This is a genomic window from Limnobacter sp. G6BE5S (assembly GCF_058448965.1).
Window position 1 is genome coordinate 393,554 of record NZ_JBZFLM010000002.1, and the last position, 18,374, is coordinate 411,927.

Genomic DNA, 18,374 nt, shown 5'->3' on the forward strand with positions numbered 1-18,374 from the left:
TTGAGTGGCTTTTAGATTTTTTGGGGAAATGCCTTGCGCGTCGGTTTGTTTGTTACCTGCCTCGTGGATTCCATGCGGCCTTCAATCGGTTTCTCAACCATCGAATTGCTGGAGTCGGCAGGTTGCGAGGTCGTGGTGCCTCAAGCTCAAACCTGTTGTGGACAGCCAGCCTGGAATTCTGGTGACAAAGAAAGTACGCACAAACTTGCCCAGAAGTGGCTTGCGGAGTTTGAGCAGTTTGACTATGTGGTTGCCCCATCGGGTTCTTGTGCCGGCATGACCAAAACCCACTACACCGAGGTGTTTAAAAACGATCCCGATCTGAAAATTCGAGCCGCAAGGCTTGCTGCACGGACCTATGAGCTCACGGATTTTTTGGTCAACGTGTTGGGGGTGGACAAAATCAAATTGGGTGTGTCGGAACTTAAGCAGGTTACTTATCACGATTCTTGTAGTGGGCTGCGCGAGTTGGGTGTGCAAAAGCAACCCCGTACCTTAATTGGAAAAATGGGCGGCGTAGAAATTCTGGAAATGAAAGACAGTCGGCAATGTTGCGGTTTCGGCGGTACCTTTGCCTTGAAATACGGTGAGGTGTCCAGCGCAATTTGTACAGACAAATGTGAACAGGTTAAAGCCACCGGCGCACAGGCTGTGGTGCTTGGCGACTTGGGTTGTATGTTGAACATTGAGGGACGATTGCGCCGCATGGGTGACAACACACAAGTGTTGCACGTGGCCGAGTTGCTCACGGGCCGAAAGCCCGGTCAAATTTAAAGCGGGGCAGTAACACCATGCAAGTACAAAGCATGTTTTTTGAGAGCAAGGCAAGCGAGAAGTTGAATGACCCACGCTTGCAGGAAAACCTCAAGCGACTTTCATCCAAGTTTGTAAATGCGCGTGCCACCAGCATTCTTGAGCTTGAGGATTTTGAAGGCACACGTTCAGCGGCTGTGGAGATTCGCAACCGCAGCATCAAAAATCTGGATGTGTGGCTCGAACTGTTTGAGCAAAAAGCAGCCGAGACTGGCGCCAAAGTTTTGTTTGCACGCACGCCACAAGAAGCGGCCCAATTAGTCGTAAAGATCGCCAAAAAGCACAACGTGAAATCGGTGATTAAATCGAAGTCAATGGTGACCGAGGAAATGGCGCTAAACAAGGCGCTTGAAGCTGCCGATGTGAATGTCCGCGAAACTGATCTGGGCGAGTACATTCTTCAGATCAATGACAATGAGCGGCCCAGCCATATCATTGCGCCAGTGGTGCACAAAGACAAGGAGCAGGTGGCAGATCTGTTTGAGAAGCACCACCATTTGCCACGAAAGACCGACATTGCTGAAATGACTCGTGAGGCCCGTGAAATTCTGCGCCCCCAGTTCTTGGCGGCCGATATGGGTGTCACTGGCGGCAATTTCGTGATTGCTGAAACAGGTTCTGTGGCCTTGGTAACCAACGAAGGCAACGAGGGCATGTGCACCATCAACCCCCGCGTACATGTCGCCATTACCGGTGTAGAGAAAGTGGTGCCCACGCTTGAGGACTTTGCCACCTTGATTCGCCTTTTGCCGCGCTCGGCAACCGGACAAAGTATTTCAAATTATGTGTCGTTGTTGACTGGCCCGAAGCGCGAGGGTGACCTGGACGGTCCCGAGCACATGTACTTCGTGATTCTGGATGGGGGTCGCACCGGCTTGCTGGGTGGTGAGTTTGAAGAAATGCTTCGTTGCATCAAATGTGGTGCCTGCATGAACCATTGCCCCGTGTACCAGAAAATTGGCGGGCACGCCTATGGGTGGGTGTACCCGGGCCCCATGGGTTCAGTGCTTACACCGAGCTACACAGGCATAGAAAAGGCGCTTGATTTGCCGCAAGCGGCTACTTTGTGTGGCGAATGCCATGTGGTCTGCCCAGTAAAAATTCCGCTACCCGATTTGCTTCGCAAGCTGCGCGAGCAGCAGTTTTCGCGTGGTTTGCGGCCGTGGCAGGAAAAAGCGGCATTCAAGGTTTGGGCGTTTGTGGCGCAACGACCAAGCTTGTATCGCTTGCTGTCACGTATCGGTATCAAGGCCATGGCGTGGTGGGGTAAACGCAAAGGCGGAATTCACAGTTTGCCTGGCGCCAGTGGTTGGACCGATCAACGTGATTTTCCGGTGCCCACCGGAGAAACTTTCTCGAATCTGTATCAGCAACGCAAGAAAAAATAAGTATTATTTTTTCAGCAGGTGCGGTTTACAGTTCATGCGTATGGTGGCTGCGCACTCGGTCACCAGCTCAGGACCTTTGTAAATCAGCCCGGTGTAAATTTGAACCAACTTTGCGCCGGCGCGAACTTTTTCTACTGCATGCTCGCCGCTGGAAATTCCGCCCACGCCGATAATTGGAATGTCATCGCCCAGTTCGGCGTACAAACGTTTGATCACGTGGGTTGATTTCTCCAGTACGGGCGCACCGCTCAAGCCACCTTGCTCGTCGCCATGTGCAAGGTTTGCCACCCTGGTTTTGTCGATCGTGGTGTTGGTCGCAATCACACCGTCAAAGCCGAAATGGATGAGTCGCTTCGCAATGGCGTCGATTTGATCGTCGTCCAGATCGGGCGCAATTTTCAATGCCATGGGTTTGTACAAGCCGTGTTCATCAGACAGTGCTTTTTGTTTTTCTTTCAGAGCGCCCAGCAAAATGTCAAGGCTGTCACCACCTTGCAAATCGCGAAGATTTTTGGTGTTGGGTGAGGAAATATTGACTGTAATGTATGTGGCGTAGGGGTAGATCGCTTCCAGTGCCTTCAAATAATCGTCGGCAGCATTTTCCACTGGGGTAATCGCATTTTTTCCAATGTTGATTCCCAACACGCCTGGGTAGTTACTGGCTTTTACATTTTGTATCAGCGTGTCAACACCTTCATTGTTAAAGCCCATCCGGTTAATCAGCGCATCGGCTTGTGGCAGGCGAAACAGGCGGGGTTGCGGGTTACCAGCTTGTGGCTTGGGGGTCACTGTACCGACTTCGAGAAAACCAAATCCCATTAAACCCAGTTCGCTGATGTAGGCCGCGTCTTTGTCCAGCCCGGCCGCCAGACCCACGCGGTTCGGGAAATCGATCCCCATGACTTTCACAGGATCGGCCACGGCTTTGGGCGAAAAAAGTTTCAGCAAACCCAGCTTGCGCAACATTTGCAAATTACTGAATGTGACGTGGTGAGCTTTCTCGGGATCGAGCGCAAACAGGGCAGGGCGAACAAGCGAATAGGGCAGCAGCATGGCGGTTCTTAAACACCGGTAAATTGGATGAACAGCCCGCATTGTAACGGGGAATTCAGGACCTTATGGGGCGCTTGGCTCAGGCAGGGGCTGCCACAAATTGTCTTGAAGAATTTCTGCGGAGGAAAAGCGGGCCTTGTAGGCCATTTTCTCGCTTTCTTTGATCCAATAGCCCAAATACAGGTAGGGAAGTTCCAGGTCTCGGCATTGTTCAATTTGCCAAAGCACGCCGTAGACGCCCAGGCCGCTGCGCTCGTCGGGGTCGAAGAAGGTATACACCGAGGACAGGCCATCAGTAAGAATGTCGATGATCGACACCATCATCAATTTACCTTCTGGGTTTCTGAATTCCACCAGGCGTGAATTCACGCGGGTTTGCAACAGAAATTGAGAATACTGCTCGCGACTGTCTTCATCCATTCCGCCGCCATGGTGCCTTGCAGATTGGTATTTCAGGTAAAGCGCGTAATGTTCGGAATTGAAGTGAAGGCGCTGCACGCTTGGTTTCAGGCTGGAAAATGATTTTGACGTGCGGCGTTGACTGCGGTTACTTTGAAATTGTGACACCTTCAGGCGCAGCGGTTTGCACGAGTTACAGCCATCGCAATGGGGTTTGTAGGTAAACAGCCCGCTGCGACGAAAGCCCATGCGCACCAGTTCACTGTACACATCGGCGTTGATCAAATGGCTGGGGGTAGCCACCTGCGATCTGGCCAATCTATTGTCCAGATAGCTGCAGGGATAAGGTGCAGTCGAGTAAAACTGCAATGTGGAGAAGGGCAGTTCCTTAGGTCTGGTCATACGTCCATTTAAGTTCGCGAGGTTCCCAATTCAAGGTGGGCTGAACAATGGAATTCACCATTTCAGTCTCAAACACCTTTCTGCTTACCGTACGGGCCCCCATCGACATCAAGTGTACGGTGGCCTGCTGGCAATCAATTATGTGCACATTCTGTGATTTTAGCCAATACACAAAATGAGCGAAGGCTACTTTGGAGGCATCGGTTTTTGTGGCAAACATGCTTTCACCGTACACCATCTTGCCCAAGGCTACACAATACAGGCCGCCCACCAATTGATCGCCTTCCCAATATTCCACCGAGTGGGCCAGGCCTCGCTGGTGAAGCACGGTGTATGCGGCAATGACTTCATCTGTGATCCAGGTGCTGTCTTGTCCTGGGCGGGGCGCTGCACAGGCCTGCATGACTGCTGTAAAGGCTGTATTTAAACGAATTGCGCTACCCGGGGTGCCTTGCATCTTCCGTATGGCTTTTGCCAGTGACCGATGCAGTTTGAATTCAGCGGTGTAAAGCACCGCTCTGGGCGATGTGCTCCACCAAAGTACCGGTTCGCCTTGGGAGTACCAGGGAAATATGCCACGGGCGTAACTTGCTTCAAGCCAGTCTGCATTGATCTCCATGCTGGCTGCAAGCAGCCCTGGAGGGTAGTCCAATGCCTGGCTTGTGCCGGGGAATTCGCTTGGTGAGTCTAGCCAGGGAATAGTGGTTTTTGTCATCCGGCCTTGAATTGCGAATCAGTCCAGTCAGTGTGGTCGAACACATCGCCCGTGTGCAGGGAATAGCGCCCGGCTTTTCTGTCTGCAAAAAACAGGGTGAGTGTTTTAGATACGGTTTTGAAAGCCAGTTCATCCCATGGGATTTCATTTTCTGAAAACAATTTCACATCCAGGCTTTCTTCACCTGCGCAAAAGGTAGAGGTAGGCATCTCGGCGCGGAAAAAGATGTGAACCTGTTCGGCCCGGATTACATCAAACATGGTGAACAGGGGGCCCAGTTCAATTTTGGCGCCAGCTTCTTCCCAGGTTTCTCGTGCTGCGCCCTGGTGCGTGGTTTCGTTCAATTCCATGAAGCCTGCTGGTAGTGTCCAGAAGCCATAACGGGGTTCGATAGCCCGCTTGCAAAGCAGCACCTTGCCCTGATAAGTCGGAATGGTGCCAACCACAATTTTCGGGTTCACGTAGTGAATGGCCCCGCACCCAGGGCAACAGCTGCGTTCGCGGTTATCGCCGTCTGGAATTCGGAGTTCAAGCTGGGTGCCACATGTGCTGCAGTATTTCATTTGTTGTTTGCTTCTTTTTTTTGAAAAAATCACTTGCAGTGTACCCGACAAATATGTGTATAATTCGGGCTGCTCAAATTGCTGAGGCAATGCAGGCAGAAGGCAAAAAGAATTAAAAGTTTTGTTTAAAAAGTATCAGCTGTTTGTTGACAAGTTAAACGAAATAATTAATAATCTCGGTCTTCGCTTCGGGGGTATAGCTCAGCTGGGAGAGCGCTTGCATGGCATGCAAGAGGTCAGCGGTTCGATCCCGCTTACCTCCACCAAAGCACACAGTTTTAGGTCCCCATCGTCTAGAGGCCTAGGACACCGCCCTTTCACGGCGGTAACACCGGTTCGAATCCGGTTGGGGATGCCAAATTTGGCACAAAACGCCTCTAACCCACAGGGTCAGAGGCGTTTTTCATTTACGGCTTCGAGGCGACTATGCGTCCAATCTTGAACAAAGCAGTACTCTTCTCTCTGGTTTTCAGTACCTTGCCTTTCATTCAAGGTTGCGCGGTGGTCAGTGCCACAGCTGGCGCTGCCATTTCAATCACTGGTGCTGTTGTCTCTACGGGTATTAAAGTGACCGGTGCCGTTGTTGAGGCCGGCATTGATGCTGTCAGCGATGACGATGACGATCTCGACGATTAAAATCCCGAATCAAGCTTCAAGTTTTCCTATCGTTTACCCCCGCAACTAGGGGAAATCCGAACTTATTTGCTGCGTCTTGGTCTCGATGTAGGTACTTTCATACGTGATAACCTTTCTCGTCGCATCTGCAGTGGAGCCTGGGGCTTGATCAAACGTCTGTTTTATTTTCTTGTTCTCGTACTTGCACTGGGAGCGGCCTACTCGGTTTCTCAAACCTTGCTGGGCGATCGATCTCAAAATGCGCCGAAGCAGGGCAGCAAAGGCGCTGCGCCCAAAGTATTGGTTGAAGCTGTAAAGCTTGAGTCCACTGGAAGTTCATTTGGTGCTATTGCAACCGGTTGGGCCGACAAGTCTGCCGAGGTGTTTGCAATTGTGGATGAAAAAGTCACGAAAGTGATGTTCAAGCCGCAGCAGAAAGTCAAACAAGGCGATCTGCTTGTTCAGCAGGATGACCGCGAGGAGCAACTTGCGCTACGGCTCGCGGAAGTGCAGCTCAAAAACACCAAAAGTTTGTTGGACCGATACAAGCAGGCTGTAGGCAAGGGAGCTGTGCCCCAAACCCAGGTTGATTCAGCACAAGCTGATTACGAGGCTGCTCAAGTTGCCGTTGATCAGGCCAAGCTGGCCATTTCCAATCATCAAATTCGAGCGCCATTTGCTGGCGTTGTCGGAATTACCGATATTGATCCAGGCCAGCGGATTGGACCTGGTGTCTTAATTACCGGTGTAGATTCCCGTGAAATTATTTACATTGATTTCGAAGTTCCAGAGGCATTGGTGGGCCAGCTAAGTGCCCTTGCTATGGAACAAATCGAGGTTGTGGCAACCACCCCCTCGGTGCCTGGCCAGAAATTCAAAACGCGTGTTGTTGCCTTGGACAGCCGTCTGAATGCCGAAAAACGTTCGCTGAGGGTTCGGGCAAATATCAGCAACCCCGACGATTTACTGCGCCCCGGAATGTCCTTTGCTGTGCAAATGGCAGTCAAGGGACAAATGCTGGCGTCGGTGCCTGAAATTGCTCTGCAGTGGGATCGGGAAGGATCCTATGTCTGGATGATCCGCGATGGTAAGGCGGACCGTGAGAATGTGCGTGTGGCTGATCGCCGACAGGGTCGGGTGTTTCTCGAAGGCAATATCACGGAAGGTGAAATTGTTGTCGTAGAAGGTGGCTTGCGGCTTGCAGAAGGTGTCGGTGTCGAGCAGGTTGAGGACCCATTGCGATGAGTCGCGCAACGGACGGTTTAACCGCACTGGGGCTGAAAAGGCCAGTGCTGGTCGTGGTGCTGAATCTGTTGATCATGCTCGCCGGCATTGTCAGCATTTTCGGCGTCGAGGTGAGGGAGTTGCCTGACATCGACCGACCCGTAGTTGTTGTTCGTGCAGTTTACCAGGGCGCATCGCCCACCACGATGGATGCCGAGGTGACGTCCAAGGTGGAAGGGGCTGTTGCACGTGTCTCCGGGGTGCTGCGTATTCAAAGCTCGAGCGAGGAAAACAATATGCGGGTGCGCATGGAGTTTTCACCGGATATCGATGTCAACGTAGCCGCCAACGACGTGCGTGAGGCTGTTAGTCGAATTACCAACCAATTGCCGGAAAACCTCGATCAACTTTTGGTGATCAAGGCTGACGACGATGCTCGGCCCGTGGTTCAGCTTGCCGTGTACAGCAACACCTTGGCCATACAGGATCTTGCTGAACGCGTTGAGCGTGATTTGGTGCCTGCCTTTGTGTCAATTGATGGCGTTGCAGATGTTCCGTTGAATGGCAGTCAACCCCGTGTGCTGCGGGTGCTTCTGGACCCTGCAAAGCTGGCCCGCTATGGCATGGTGGCCACCGACGTGCTCAGTAGTCTGGAGACCATGAACCTGGATGTCCCGGCAGGCAGTTATTTGTCAGGCAAACAAGAGCTGTTGGTGCGTGCAAATGCCTCCACCATTGACACTGAAGCCATTAATTCCATATTGATCAAAAATGGCGTACGGGTTCGCGATGTGGCCGAGGTTTATTACGGCCCCATGTCGGCTGAATCGTACTCACTGTTGAACGGGCGTGCCGTGATCGGTATGGGTGTTTTGCGGCAGGCTGGCGGCAACACCATTGCGATCGCCAGCGATGTGAAAAAACGGATGGCGCAGATCAATGCGCAGTCCAAGGACCTGCAAGTCATCGTGATTTCCGACGATTCAGTATTCATTAAAGGTGCATTGCAAGAAGTACTGATGTCGCTGATGTTTGCCGTTGTGGTGGTGTTGATTGTTATTGCTGTGTTTTTAGGGCAGTGGAAGGCGGTGCTCATTCCTGCAGTCACCATGCCTGTCTCGCTGGTGGGCACTTTGGCGGCGATCTGGTTGGCAGGTTTTTCGGTCAATATGCTGACTCTTCTTGCCTTGGTGTTGGCCACCGGCCTGATCGTGGATGATGCCATTGTGGTGCTCGAGAATATTCAACGCCGCAAGAAACTGGGTGAAAGCATCACGGTGGCTTCTTTGCTGGGAACGAAACAGGTTTTCTTTGCTGTCATTGCGACCACTGCCTCTTTGGTGGCGGTATTTTTGCCAATTGCTTTTTTGCCCGGCGAAACAGGTCGTCTGTTTCGGGAGTTCGGCATGGTGTTGTCGATGGCGGTCATCATCAGTACTTTTGTTGCATTGAGCCTGTGCCCCATGCTGGCTTCAAAACTCCTGAAAGAAGACGCGCGTTCTACCGGTCAAGTCGCTCGTTTGATGGGTCATCTTCAAACATTCGGAGATCGAATTGCAAATGCATATTTCCGTACCCTTGATGGTTTCTTGCATCACAGACTGGTTTTTTTGTTGGTATTTCTCGGCGTCGCACTTGCTGGTGGATTAACGTTTACTCTGCTGAATCAAGAACTGGTACCCCCAGAGGACAGGGGGCGATTGGTCGTTGATTTTACCGGGCCCGATGGTGCCTCACTCGAATACAGCGGAAGACAAGGGCAAATTGCCGAGAACATCATGAGACCCTATCAAGAGCAGGGACTCATCACTGATATGTTCACGATTGTTGGCCGATACGACAAGAATCGCGTGGCCATTCAGGCCAATTTGGCTGACTGGAGCGAGCGCGACACAAGCCAACAAGAACTTGCAGCCAAATTGAGCAAAGAGCTTTCGAGTATCCCGGGTGCACAGGTGCGTTTCCGGAATGAAAGCAGCTTGAACATTCGTGGTGGCGGTGGCGGCTTGCAAATCGCCTTGTTGGGCGATGATTACGATGTGCTGGCCAACAATGCAGACTTGTTGGCAGAAGCCTTGCTCAAGCAGATTGATGCGGTTCAGGACGTTCGCGTTCAGTACGATACTTCGCAGCCCGAGCTGGGCTTTGAAATTAATCGCGAGAAAGCCAGCGACTTACAGGTGCCTGTAAGCCGGGTTACCCAAACTTTGCAAATTATGGCTGACGAATACCAGTTGCTTGATTTAAGTGTGGGGGATCAGGCTGTGCCCGTAATGCTGGGTTCCAGCAATGGCAGCTTGAATTCTCCCTTTGATTTGCTGAACATTTATACCAGCAGTGAAACAGGCCAGCTTGTGCCACTGGCCTCGATGATTAACGTACAAGAACGCGGAGTGGCCGCTGAATTGGACCGCCATGCCCAGCGCAGGGCGGTGGAATTGAATATCGGCATTCCACCGGGTACCGATTTGGGTACCACGATGCAACAAATCCGCGCGGTCGCGGATGCTACGCTGCCATCGACATCGACTTTAATTTTTCTTGGCGAAGCAGCCACGCTGGAGGAATCCTCCAATGAAATGCTGATCACTTTCGCTGTTGCACTCATTGTGGTGTTCCTGGTGTTGGCAGCTCAATTTGAAAGTGTGGGCAGTGCTTTGGTGGTGATGTTCACTGTGCCATTCGGGCTTGCCGCAGCGGTGTTTGCCTTGCTGATTACCAATCAATCGCTGAATCTGTTTAGTCAAATTGGCTTGGTGCTGCTCATTGGTTTGATGACTAAAAATGCGATTTTGCTGGTTGAACTGATGGACCAGCTTCGCGATGAAGGACACAGCATTGACTCGGCCATTCGGGAGGGTGCACGCATGCGGCTTCGCCCGATTGCGATGACCGTGCTATCCACTTTATTGGGCGTACTTCCTTTGGTTTTAATGTCAGGTCCCGGGGCCGAAGCGCGTGAAGCCATTGCCTGGGTGGTGTTGGGTGGTTTGGGGCTTTCCACTTTATTTACGCTTTATCTTGCTCCGATGGGCTACAGCTTTATCGCGCCTTTCATGAAACCAAGGGCACACGCCGCAGAATTGCTCGACAAAGAAATTGAAGCTTATGAAACCAGTTTGAAAAAAGGCGAGGTGGACGTATGAAGCGCACCGCCTGGATACTCAAGCTGACATTGACCCTTGCGCTGTTATCGGCTTGTGCAAGCGCACCGCCTGATTTACCTAAGTCTGAAACCAGGCCACCGGAAAAATTTGTAGCACAGGATATTCTGCAAAATTTGAGCAGCGTTCAAGACGTTGGAATTGCTGGTGTTCGGTGGTGGGAAGGATTCAACGATCCTGTATTAAATCAGCTCGTCAACACCAGCATTGACAACAATTTTCAAATCGCAGCTGCGGCAGCGCGCGTTAAAGAGGCCCGTGCCTTGCTGGAATTTAGCGAAGCAGGGGATTCCCTCTTGGTCGAGCTGGATGCAGAGGTCAGCGGCCAGAAATCAGATCGAAACAACAGCACTTCCAGTAACAATGCTCGCGATGAACGCCGTAACTTGTTGGGTCTCGGTTTTACTTTGCCACTTGATCTGGCAGGTCGGGTTGAGCAAGAAGTACGTGCGGCAGCTGCAAACCTTTTGGCTGAACAGGCAGGTTTGCGAGCCCAGATCATCGCAACCAGTACTGCTGTTGCCCAAGAGTACTTGAGCTTGCGTGGCAATCAGAAACAATTGGCGATGTTGAAGGAATCGGTCGAGCTACAGGAAAAAACATTGGCAATTGTTCAAGCCAGATTTGAAAGTGGATTGTCACCCGAGCTCGATGTAAGGCGCGCAGAAACATCGGTGGAGAATTTAAGAGCAAGCATTGCTCCTCTGCAACGGGCTTTGCAAGATTCTCGTCACCGCTTGGCAACCTTGAGCGGTCAATTTCCCGGTGCTTATGAACAATTGTTAAGGCCAGAGGGCAATTTGCCTGAATATCGATTGGGTATTCCAGTCAGCGTGCCGTTCCAAGTCATTCAAGCCCGACCCGATGTTCAATTGGCGCAAGCGAGATTTTCCCAGGCCGCCGCTGAGGTTGGCGTGGCGCAAGCGGATTTTTATCCCAGCATTGAATTGATGGCCAATATTCAGATTGGAAGCACCGCCATCAATTCAAACCCTGCGACCAGCCTGCTGATCGGCTCTTTGGCTGCCGCATTGAACCAGGTGGTGTATGACGGTGGTGCCAGAAATGCCAGGCTGAATGCAGCGTTGGCCCGCGCCGAAGGCGCTTTGGCCGAGTATGAGCAGGTACTTCGGGTGGTTACACAAGAGGTTGAGAACGCATTAACTGCCATCGACGCCTCAACGTCCCGGCAAACAGCGCTAGGCAAGGCCGTGGTATCAAGTAAACGGAGTTTTGAGCAAGCCGATGCCCTTTACCAATTGGGCTTGATCAGCTTTCTGGACGTGGTGGACGCACAGCGCGTTTATGCCAACGCCGAACAGGCATTGGCTACGGAACAAACCAATTACGCAACATTGATTGCTGGTTTATTCCGAGCACTGGGTGTGCAATCCTGATTAAAACCGCTCGGTAATGCCGACACCAAAAAAGTGAGTATCCAGTTGCACATTGCCTCGAAAGTCGCCACCGCGAACTTCAGGTGGTGTAATGCCTTTGTTGTTTCCAACCGGTGCCGGGTCAGTGTCCAGTTTTTGGTAAGCAAAGTGAATGCTGGTGTCGCGGCTTAAATCGAACTGCCCGCCAAACGCAAAATATTGTCGATCACTGTCAGGCAAAATCGTGATTCGGGTTTCATCGTCAATGACGCTGTTTTCAATCGCGTAGCCCGCACGCAGTGTCAGCCTTTTGTAAAGCTTGTAATTCAAACCAACCCGGTACGATTCTGCAGCCACAAAATTTTGCGGAATATTTTCAAGTGTTCGTCCATTGCTTTCTCGCACAAAATTCAAAGTGGTCACCGAGAAATCCTGACGTGTATAGGTCGCCATCAAATCCAGTTTGGGCGTGGCATGGTGAAACACAGAAAGCCGCAATTCATCGGGTAAGGTAATTTCCTGTTTGATGATTTGTTCGGGTGCCAAGTCACCGGCTGCCTGAGGACCGTTTACACCCAGTGCCCCAAATGCAAGATTGTTGATCAGGCTGTCGCTGTTAAGGAATGCGCGAAAGGCTGCCTGTTCAGGCGAGTCGTCCAGTTTAAATTTACCGCGATTGCCCGTAAATTCAGTTTTTGGCCGATAGGAAATGCCCACACGGGTGTTTTCAGTGGGCTCCCACAAACCACCCAACTGCGCGTTAAATGCCCAGCCAAACATGCGCAGGCCCGCATTACTCTCGCCGGGAATGGGTGGTGCCCCAATCAATGCACCGGCAGGCCCCTCAATCAGCGCGGCGGAGCCCGGTGCCAAGGCCTCAACAGCTTCGCGATAATTCAGTTTTAACTTGATGGACTGAAAGTAGCGCTCATATGAGCCATTCAAACCCCAGGAAAGGGTGGGGCTTAATTTGTAACCAAATCCAAGATTCAGTCGTGTTACTTTGAAGTCAATGTCGCGCCCCTGGTTGCGTCCCGGGAAATTTTCATCGTAATGAATCACCAAACCATGTGAAGCTGAAGCACCAAAGCCCATGACCAGTTTTTCATTGATCGGAATGGCAATAAACAGGTTGGGGGCCAAAGCAGCGGCATCGTAGCCGTCTTTGCGGCTGAATACCTGGCCGTTTTGACCTTGTGGCGCTCCGGAGTCGGCGCCGTCATTATTCTGGGTCGAGGTGTAATCAGTCCCAATCGCGATCACTGCCGCACCTTGGGTTAATTCAGCGCGTTTAAACCTTGTCAGTGCTGCCGGGTTGGCAAACAACACCGATGCATCACCGGCCTCTGCGGCTTGACCGGCAGAGGCATTTCCCATCGCACTGATACTGGTGGCGTCAAAAGCAGTACCACCCGCTTGGGCGGAAGTCCCGTAGGCCAAGCCGAACAAAGTGGCAGCGGCCACACGGGTCAATGGAAAAAGGAAATCCGTCCTTCGTGAAGAAGAATGCATTGCTGTTGTCTCCGGTATTTTGGTCAGTTCACTTGCAAGAGGTGGTAGCTCGAAGTAGTGACTTTTATGTAGTCATTTCAGTGTATCACCAAAGCTGAAAAATGTTACTTTCAGGTATTGAAGTAGATTGGATACTCTAAAGGATGGCATTGGCCTTGATTCTAGGGCGAAAACGTGTGGTTCACCCACAGTGGGGTTAGTCCAATCTTGCAATTCAGTAAAACTCAAGATGACCGTTAATTGAAGTAAGTAAATTTCTGTATTGAAGAGGTGTTTCATGGCACTTATTGGCTCAAAACAGCTGGCTTTGATGGCCCTTGCCCTGATGACAGGTTGCTTCTACCAGGGGGTGCTTGGTGCCGCTGAGCCGCTTGCCTTGAAGGTGAGCGAAAAACTTGGCAATCGAATGCTGGCTCCAGCCAATACGGTTGATCGAGAAAAACCCCTGCCGGGATTGTTGGGCAAAGTCAGTTTATTCAGGGGAGTTGCGGTGGATGAAGGGGTAGTTATCCCCTCGAACCTGAACACAAGCAAAACAGGTTTGGCTGTGTCAGCAGCAAAGCCAGAGTCCTTAATCAAGGCAATTTACGGTGGTCTGCAAGTGTCACTTCAAGAGAACCTGAGCCTTGTTTACACACCGGGCCGATTGTCCAGCACCACATTGAACAGCGAAAGTCAGGGTTTGTATTTGCTCACCAATCGCGGTGGTTTGGCGAACTGGTTTTTCGGTGTTGAATCCAGTTCTTATTCCACCACAGCGGATTCACGCCAAGTTTCGAATTCAGCGAAATTCGGCGTCATTGTCAGTCTGAATTAGTTTCTTACTGAACGGTTTCGCCGTGGCGACCCAGGCCTTCCTTGAAGGCAGTTGCGCCTTCAACTGTTTCGCCCGATGTCAGGGTATTCAAACCGAATTCAAACTCTTCCTCCAGCGCTTCACGTTCACCGAATCCCCATTGAGTCAGCACGCTTTGCCTGTCGTTGCGCATGCAGGTTTGTGGATGTTTGCTCAACAGGCTGGCCAATTCAATGGCGCCTTCCAGTGCGGTTCTTTCTTTTTCAAAGCGGTTGGCCAAGCCCCAAGAGAAGGCCTCGGCTGCATCGACCGGGCGACCAGTCAAAATCATGTCCATGGCGCGGCTTTGACCGATTAACCGAGGCAAACGCACGGTTCCGCCATCAATCAACGGCACACCGAAGCGTCGACAAAACACACCAAATACTGCAGTGCTGTCGGCAACCCGCATATCACACCACGCAGCCAATTCAAGTCCACCTGCCACACAGTAGCCAGACACTGCGGCGATAACGGGTTTGCTCAATTCCATGCGGCTTATTCCCATGGGGCCAGCACCATGTCTTTCCATGCGGTTTACGCGGCTTGGATCACCCGATGCAACTGCTTTTAAGTCTGCACCTGCGCAAAAATTGCCACCCTCGCCAGTCAGAATAGCCACGCGTGCTACCGCATTGGTTTCAAATGATTGAAACGCTTTTTCAAGTTGATCAGCGGTGTATCGATCGACGCAGTTACGAGCCTCTGCTCGATTGATGGAAATTTTCCAGATCTCGCCTTGCTGTAAGATCTCAATGTTGACGGGTTCTTCTGACTTGTAGTCCATCATGCGCCCTTTGTTAGATTTTGAATTGAACACAGCCATCAGCATACCGCGAGTTAAGTCGCCGCGGCTGCCTGCGCGTTTGGTGAGCACCAGAACAGGACTTTATTTTGAATGGGGCATGAGAGCACGTGCCAAACTGGCTGAATCCTGTCGGGTTGTTTTGACGGACGAGGCGGCATGGAACTTGAAATCGGATTTGATGCGATCGGTTTGGCAAGCCCCACCGAGTATTCAGATTCCAGGTGATTTGCAGGGCTCTGAATTGTGTTTTCCGCTTGATGCTGCCAGCCTGAACGACATTCAACGAGCCTGGACAAGTGCAATTCGAAGACGCTATGGCAGCCATGTTCTTAAACTCGCCTTGCGCATCGCACCCAAACACACCACCTTGCTGGATTTAAGCCAGGTGGCTGCATTTAAAACCGTGCTTCAGAACAGGTTAAGTGAAAACCTGGCATTGGCACCCTTGCTTGCTCAAGACCGCGGCATGTGGAGCAATTTACCGAACTGGCAACTGGTTAAGAACCGAATGTTGGCACAAGGCATGAGCCAGCAAACCTGGCGTTGGTTGACGCATCAAAAAACCGCCTACATTGCGCGAGTTAATTGGGGGCAGCTAAGTCACTTGAGCTGGGTGAATTTTCATGCCGCTTTAGACCGCTCAATTCCGATTTCCTGGGTGGACAAGCAAACTGCCGCGTTGATGGGTTTTGGTGGGCTAAGTACCTGGCTTAGGCGCAATCACGAAAATTTGGGTTCTGTTGCCGCTTTGAATGTTTTGCGCGGAGTCAGGTTGGCCTTGGAGCGACGCGAGAGTAATTTCAAGCTTGAGCACCGAAGGGAACTTGAGCAGGAAGAATTTCCCTTGATTGCGGATTGGTTGCTCGGAAGCGCTGCCAGCGCTACCAAACGCCCAGTCATCATTTCAAGAAACTGGACGTATGACACTTTAATGGCTCGTCAGGCGCATTGGCATTTGGTCGAACTGGATTTGGATTTTGGGCGACAAAATGTATTTTGGCCCGAAATTCTGGGTATGGGCAGCTTGGGTGAAAACATTGAGTTTATTGAATTGAACTCGTTGAATGCACTGCTGAATGAAGCCAAAAAAATGCACCATTGCGTGCCGTCCTACATTGATCGCTGCATGGCTGGCGATATTTGTATTTTTCATCTTCAAATTAAAGGCCACAGCCCACAACGTGGCACGCTGGAGTTAAGGCGGATTGGCGCCAATGGATGGCAAATCAGTCAATTAAAAGGACCTTGCAATGCACCTGTTTCAAGTCAGTTGTGGAGCGCAGCGTACCTATTGATAAGCCGTGCAAATTAGCATTGCTACACGGCAATTCAAGCGGCCTGATTTTGTCGACCTGCATAGGCCTGTTCGGCTTCACGAAGCGCTTTTTTGGCTTTTGCTGAAAATTCGGCGATCGAAATATCGTGCGCTTGAAAAATGATCATGCGAGCATACAGCTCAGCCAAACAGGCTGCTTGTGGACACAGTGTCATGGTGTCTCTTGAGGACGGGTATTTTGAGCGCCAATAGTTGATTGCGCGTTCCAGTTCAATAATCGAAATCAGTTGTTGCGCTTGCGCTGGCATAGGTACACCTGCTTGGTTATTACTGGGTTCAAGTATAAACCAAAAAGCTGTTTATATATACAGTAAAAGATTAAAGCACGCACTTTAAGAAATTGGCTATTTCAACCACCTCTTCACCGCAAACAGAATGGGCCATGGGGTAGGTGTGCCATTGAATGTCCATGTCTTTGCTTTGCAGCAGTTTCACGGCTTTTTCCCCGCGCTCGATCAGCACAATGTTGTCTTGTTCACCATGAGCGGCCAACACAGGAATACTCAAACTGTCTGGGTTCAATTCAGAATCCAGTGTGTTTTCGCAAGGCAGATAAGTTGACAAGGCGATCAATCCTGCCAATTTGTGTGTGGTGCGCAAACCCACCTGGTAAGCAATTGCACCACCCTGGGAAAAACCAGCCAGTACAATTTTTTCAGGCGTAAAACCCAGGGCGATTTGATCGTTGATCAATCGTTCTACTGTGGCCTGGCTTTGCCGTATGCCACCTTCATCTTCCTGGCGTTGCAGGTCAACGTTTTTAATGTCGTACCATGCCCGCATTACGTAACCACCGTTGATGCTCACCGGAATTTTCGGCGCGTGTGGAAATACAAATCGTGTGCTCGGCAAACCCATTTGCTCAAGTTCTTTGACAATGGGTACGAAGTCATAACCATCTGCACCCAAGCCATGCAGCCAAATCACGCAAGCAGTGGGTTTCGGGCCAGTTTCAACAACAACACATTCAATATTCGGGTTTGAATCCAGGTTCACGGTGTACTTCCTTCTGCGGATTAGCCTTCGGCAGGCTTTCGTAGGGCCGACTTGGGCCGAAATGCTTTAATTACCGCTTCATTGGTTTCCATGTATGGGCCACCAATCAAATCGATGCAATAGGGAACAGCCGCGAAAATGCCTTTCACCAGGCTATTGCCTTCCTTGTCCTTTAAACCTTCCAGGGTTTCAGCAATGGCCTTGGGTTGGCCCGGTAAATTCAAAATAAGACTTTCACCACGAATTACGGCTACTTGCCTCGACAAAATCGCTGTGGGCACAAAGTGCAGGCTGATCTGGCGCATTTGCTCGCCAAAGCCAGGCATTTCCTTGTGCGCCACTACCAGGGTCGCTTCCGGAGTAACGTCGCGTTTGGCTGGGCCTGTGCCACCCGTGGTGCAAATCAAATTGCAGCGGTGCTCATCAGCCAGCTTTTTCAAGGCATTTTCAATGTCGGCTTGTTCGTCGGGAATAAGTACCTCAACAAACTCAATTGGATTGAGCAGGGCATTTTGCAACCAGGTTTTCAGGCTGGGGATGCCTTGGTCTTGGTAAACACCTGCCGAGGCACGGTCACTCACCGACACCAACCCGATTCTTACCGCATCAACACTCATGCTTCGTCTTCCTCGGCTTTTTCTTCGATCAAACGGTAAATGATCTGAAACAACTGGCGGAAATTTCTCGGCGCTTTTTTCGCAGCGCGTTCTTGCACCGCTTGCCGAATGATCGGGTTCAGGTTTTCACGGGCTGCGGCAGGGAAGCTTTCGATGAACGTGGCCAGCAGGCTGGGGTCTTCAATCAAGCGATCGCGCCATTGCTCTGCAGCGTGCAGGTGCAACACCTTGAGTTTTTGTTCCACGGTTTCGCCATTGACCCACGCTTGAATGTCTTCATGCTCTTCATCGCGCATCAACTTACCGATGAATTGCATTTGACGTTTTTTGGCGCCAAATGACTTGCACTTGTGAAATTCTGCGATCTCGAGAAGCAGGCGTTCGCCGATCGGTGCCCGTTTGACTTTGTCGTAGGGCATTTCGCACAGGGTTTTGCCCAAATCCTGCAGGGCCAGCATGTCTCGCTTCACCGATGACTTGCTGGGGCGATCATATTCTTCAAACTCGCCCTGTTTTTCGTTTTCTGGTTCCATGGGCTGTATATTAGCCATTTTTAGC

Annotated in this window: 18 protein-coding genes and 2 tRNA genes; 10 read left to right on the forward strand and 10 right to left on the reverse strand. The window is 51.1% G+C overall.

Annotation, left to right across the window (positions count from 1 at the left end):
* Window positions 1-33: 33 nt before the first annotated feature.
* Entirely contained in the window at window positions 34-774 is a 741-nt protein-coding gene (locus tag ACVL1J_RS04980) for a (Fe-S)-binding protein (RefSeq protein ID WP_159570119.1), read from the forward strand.
* 17 nt (window positions 775-791) lie between these two features.
* Window positions 792-2,201, forward strand: a complete 1,410-nt coding sequence (locus ACVL1J_RS04985) for a LutB/LldF family L-lactate oxidation iron-sulfur protein (RefSeq protein WP_341236399.1) — start codon at window positions 792-794, stop codon at window positions 2,199-2,201.
* 3 nt (window positions 2,202-2,204) lie between these two features.
* Here the strand turns inward: ACVL1J_RS04985 and ACVL1J_RS04990 are convergent, their stop codons facing one another.
* The 4 genes from ACVL1J_RS04990 to ACVL1J_RS05005 all read right to left on the reverse strand — a co-directional run bounded on the left by ACVL1J_RS04990 (window position 2,205) and on the right by ACVL1J_RS05005 (window position 5,333).
* Window positions 2,205-3,254 carry a quinone-dependent dihydroorotate dehydrogenase gene (locus ACVL1J_RS04990; RefSeq protein WP_341236398.1) on the reverse strand — a complete coding sequence of 350 codons (1,050 nt, stop codon included), beginning with the start codon at window positions 3,252-3,254 and terminating at the stop codon, window positions 2,205-2,207.
* A 63-nt stretch (window positions 3,255-3,317) separates the two neighbouring features.
* On the reverse strand, window positions 3,318-4,055 hold the full coding sequence (locus ACVL1J_RS04995) for an arginyltransferase (protein WP_159570123.1): 738 nt from the start codon (window positions 4,053-4,055) through the stop codon (window positions 3,318-3,320).
* Window positions 4,042-4,770 carry a leucyl/phenylalanyl-tRNA--protein transferase gene (gene aat, locus ACVL1J_RS05000; protein WP_341236397.1) on the reverse strand — a complete coding sequence of 243 codons (729 nt, stop codon included), beginning with the start codon at window positions 4,768-4,770 and terminating at the stop codon, window positions 4,042-4,044. The genes ACVL1J_RS04995 and aat overlap by 14 nt, the downstream gene beginning before the upstream one ends.
* Entirely contained in the window at window positions 4,767-5,333 is a 567-nt protein-coding gene (locus ACVL1J_RS05005) for an NUDIX hydrolase (protein WP_159570127.1), read from the reverse strand. The genes aat and ACVL1J_RS05005 overlap by 4 nt, the downstream gene beginning before the upstream one ends.
* Before the next feature lie 190 nt (window positions 5,334-5,523).
* Between ACVL1J_RS05005 and ACVL1J_RS05010 the strand changes: the two genes are divergently transcribed.
* From ACVL1J_RS05010 to ACVL1J_RS05035, 6 genes are all read left to right on the forward strand, one after another.
* Window positions 5,524-5,599 (forward strand) — tRNA-Ala (locus ACVL1J_RS05010).
* Window positions 5,600-5,615: 16 nt separating this feature from the next.
* Window positions 5,616-5,691, forward strand: a tRNA-Glu gene (locus ACVL1J_RS05015).
* Between the two features lie 80 nt (window positions 5,692-5,771).
* Window positions 5,772-5,969, forward strand: coding sequence for a hypothetical protein (locus tag ACVL1J_RS05020; protein ID WP_491665153.1), 198 nt, complete (start codon window positions 5,772-5,774; stop codon window positions 5,967-5,969).
* A gap of 144 nt (window positions 5,970-6,113) precedes the next feature.
* Complete coding sequence (locus tag ACVL1J_RS05025) at window positions 6,114-7,193, forward strand: efflux RND transporter periplasmic adaptor subunit (RefSeq protein ID WP_341236395.1); 1,080 nt, start codon at window positions 6,114-6,116, stop codon at window positions 7,191-7,193.
* Window positions 7,190-10,318, forward strand: a complete 3,129-nt coding sequence (locus ACVL1J_RS05030; RefSeq protein WP_341236394.1) for an efflux RND transporter permease subunit — start codon at window positions 7,190-7,192, stop codon at window positions 10,316-10,318. Before ACVL1J_RS05025 ends, ACVL1J_RS05030 begins: the two co-directional genes overlap by 4 nt.
* Entirely contained in the window at window positions 10,315-11,733 is a 1,419-nt protein-coding gene (locus ACVL1J_RS05035) for an efflux transporter outer membrane subunit (protein ID WP_341236393.1), read from the forward strand. Before ACVL1J_RS05030 ends, ACVL1J_RS05035 begins: the two co-directional genes overlap by 4 nt.
* On the opposite strand, the gene ACVL1J_RS05040 is transcribed toward ACVL1J_RS05035, so the two are convergent.
* Window positions 11,734-13,224, reverse strand: coding sequence for an OmpP1/FadL family transporter (locus ACVL1J_RS05040; RefSeq protein ID WP_341236392.1), 1,491 nt, complete (start codon window positions 13,222-13,224; stop codon window positions 11,734-11,736). It lies immediately after the preceding gene.
* Between the two features lie 277 nt (window positions 13,225-13,501).
* On the opposite strand from ACVL1J_RS05040, the gene ACVL1J_RS05045 reads away from it, so the two are divergent.
* Window positions 13,502-14,041 (forward strand): hypothetical protein, encoded by a 540-nt coding sequence (locus ACVL1J_RS05045; RefSeq protein WP_341236391.1) that lies wholly within the window; start codon window positions 13,502-13,504, stop codon window positions 14,039-14,041.
* 4 nt (window positions 14,042-14,045) lie between these two features.
* Here the strand turns inward: ACVL1J_RS05045 and ACVL1J_RS05050 are convergent, their stop codons facing one another.
* Complete coding sequence (locus ACVL1J_RS05050) at window positions 14,046-14,849, reverse strand: crotonase/enoyl-CoA hydratase family protein (protein WP_341236434.1); 804 nt, start codon at window positions 14,847-14,849, stop codon at window positions 14,046-14,048.
* A gap of 115 nt (window positions 14,850-14,964) precedes the next feature.
* Here ACVL1J_RS05050 and ACVL1J_RS05055 point away from each other — a divergent pair, with 115 nt between their 5' ends.
* Window positions 14,965-16,179, forward strand: a complete 1,215-nt coding sequence (locus ACVL1J_RS05055; RefSeq protein WP_341236390.1) for a PcfJ domain-containing protein — start codon at window positions 14,965-14,967, stop codon at window positions 16,177-16,179.
* 17 nt (window positions 16,180-16,196) lie between these two features.
* Here ACVL1J_RS05055 and ACVL1J_RS05060 read toward each other — a convergent pair whose 3' ends face one another.
* From ACVL1J_RS05060 to yjgA, 4 genes are all read right to left on the reverse strand, one after another.
* Complete coding sequence (locus tag ACVL1J_RS05060; RefSeq protein ID WP_159570141.1) at window positions 16,197-16,451, reverse strand: DUF3717 domain-containing protein; 255 nt, start codon at window positions 16,449-16,451, stop codon at window positions 16,197-16,199.
* Between the two features lie 70 nt (window positions 16,452-16,521).
* Entirely contained in the window at window positions 16,522-17,193 is a 672-nt protein-coding gene (locus ACVL1J_RS05065) for an alpha/beta hydrolase (protein WP_341236433.1), read from the reverse strand.
* Between the two features lie 26 nt (window positions 17,194-17,219).
* Entirely contained in the window at window positions 17,220-17,816 is a 597-nt protein-coding gene (gene mog / locus ACVL1J_RS05070; protein ID WP_341236389.1) for a molybdopterin adenylyltransferase, read from the reverse strand.
* Window positions 17,813-18,349 (reverse strand): ribosome biogenesis factor YjgA, encoded by a 537-nt coding sequence (gene yjgA, locus ACVL1J_RS05075; protein WP_491665154.1) that lies wholly within the window; start codon window positions 18,347-18,349, stop codon window positions 17,813-17,815. Before yjgA ends, mog begins: the two co-directional genes overlap by 4 nt.
* Between the last annotated feature and the right edge of the window lie 25 nt (window positions 18,350-18,374).

What these genes read in the sequence shown, in the direction of transcription:
- ACVL1J_RS04985 (WP_341236399.1), top strand. Translation starts at nt 792, where the DNA reads ATGCAAGTACAAAGCATGTTTTTTGAGAGCAAGGCAAGCGAGAAGTTG.
- ACVL1J_RS04990 (WP_341236398.1), bottom strand. Translation starts at nt 3,254, where the DNA reads ATGCTGCTGCCCTATTCGCTTGTTCGCCCTGCCCTGTTTGCGCTCGAT.
- ACVL1J_RS04995 (WP_159570123.1), bottom strand. Translation starts at nt 4,055, where the DNA reads ATGACCAGACCTAAGGAACTGCCCTTCTCCACATTGCAGTTTTACTCG.
- aat (WP_341236397.1), bottom strand. Translation starts at nt 4,770, where the DNA reads ATGACAAAAACCACTATTCCCTGGCTAGACTCACCAAGCGAATTCCCC.
- ACVL1J_RS05005 (WP_159570127.1), bottom strand. Translation starts at nt 5,333, where the DNA reads ATGAAATACTGCAGCACATGTGGCACCCAGCTTGAACTCCGAATTCCA.
- ACVL1J_RS05030 (WP_341236394.1), top strand. Translation starts at nt 7,190, where the DNA reads ATGAGTCGCGCAACGGACGGTTTAACCGCACTGGGGCTGAAAAGGCCA.
- ACVL1J_RS05035 (WP_341236393.1), top strand. Translation starts at nt 10,315, where the DNA reads ATGAAGCGCACCGCCTGGATACTCAAGCTGACATTGACCCTTGCGCTG.
- ACVL1J_RS05040 (WP_341236392.1), bottom strand. Translation starts at nt 13,224, where the DNA reads ATGCATTCTTCTTCACGAAGGACGGATTTCCTTTTTCCATTGACCCGT.
- ACVL1J_RS05045 (WP_341236391.1), top strand. Translation starts at nt 13,502, where the DNA reads ATGGCACTTATTGGCTCAAAACAGCTGGCTTTGATGGCCCTTGCCCTG.
- ACVL1J_RS05050 (WP_341236434.1), bottom strand. Translation starts at nt 14,849, where the DNA reads ATGATGGACTACAAGTCAGAAGAACCCGTCAACATTGAGATCTTACAG.
- ACVL1J_RS05055 (WP_341236390.1), top strand. Translation starts at nt 14,965, where the DNA reads ATGAGAGCACGTGCCAAACTGGCTGAATCCTGTCGGGTTGTTTTGACG.
- ACVL1J_RS05060 (WP_159570141.1), bottom strand. Translation starts at nt 16,451, where the DNA reads ATGCCAGCGCAAGCGCAACAACTGATTTCGATTATTGAACTGGAACGC.
- mog (WP_341236389.1), bottom strand. Translation starts at nt 17,816, where the DNA reads ATGAGTGTTGATGCGGTAAGAATCGGGTTGGTGTCGGTGAGTGACCGT.
- yjgA (WP_491665154.1), bottom strand. Translation starts at nt 18,349, where the DNA reads ATGGAACCAGAAAACGAAAAACAGGGCGAGTTTGAAGAATATGATCGC.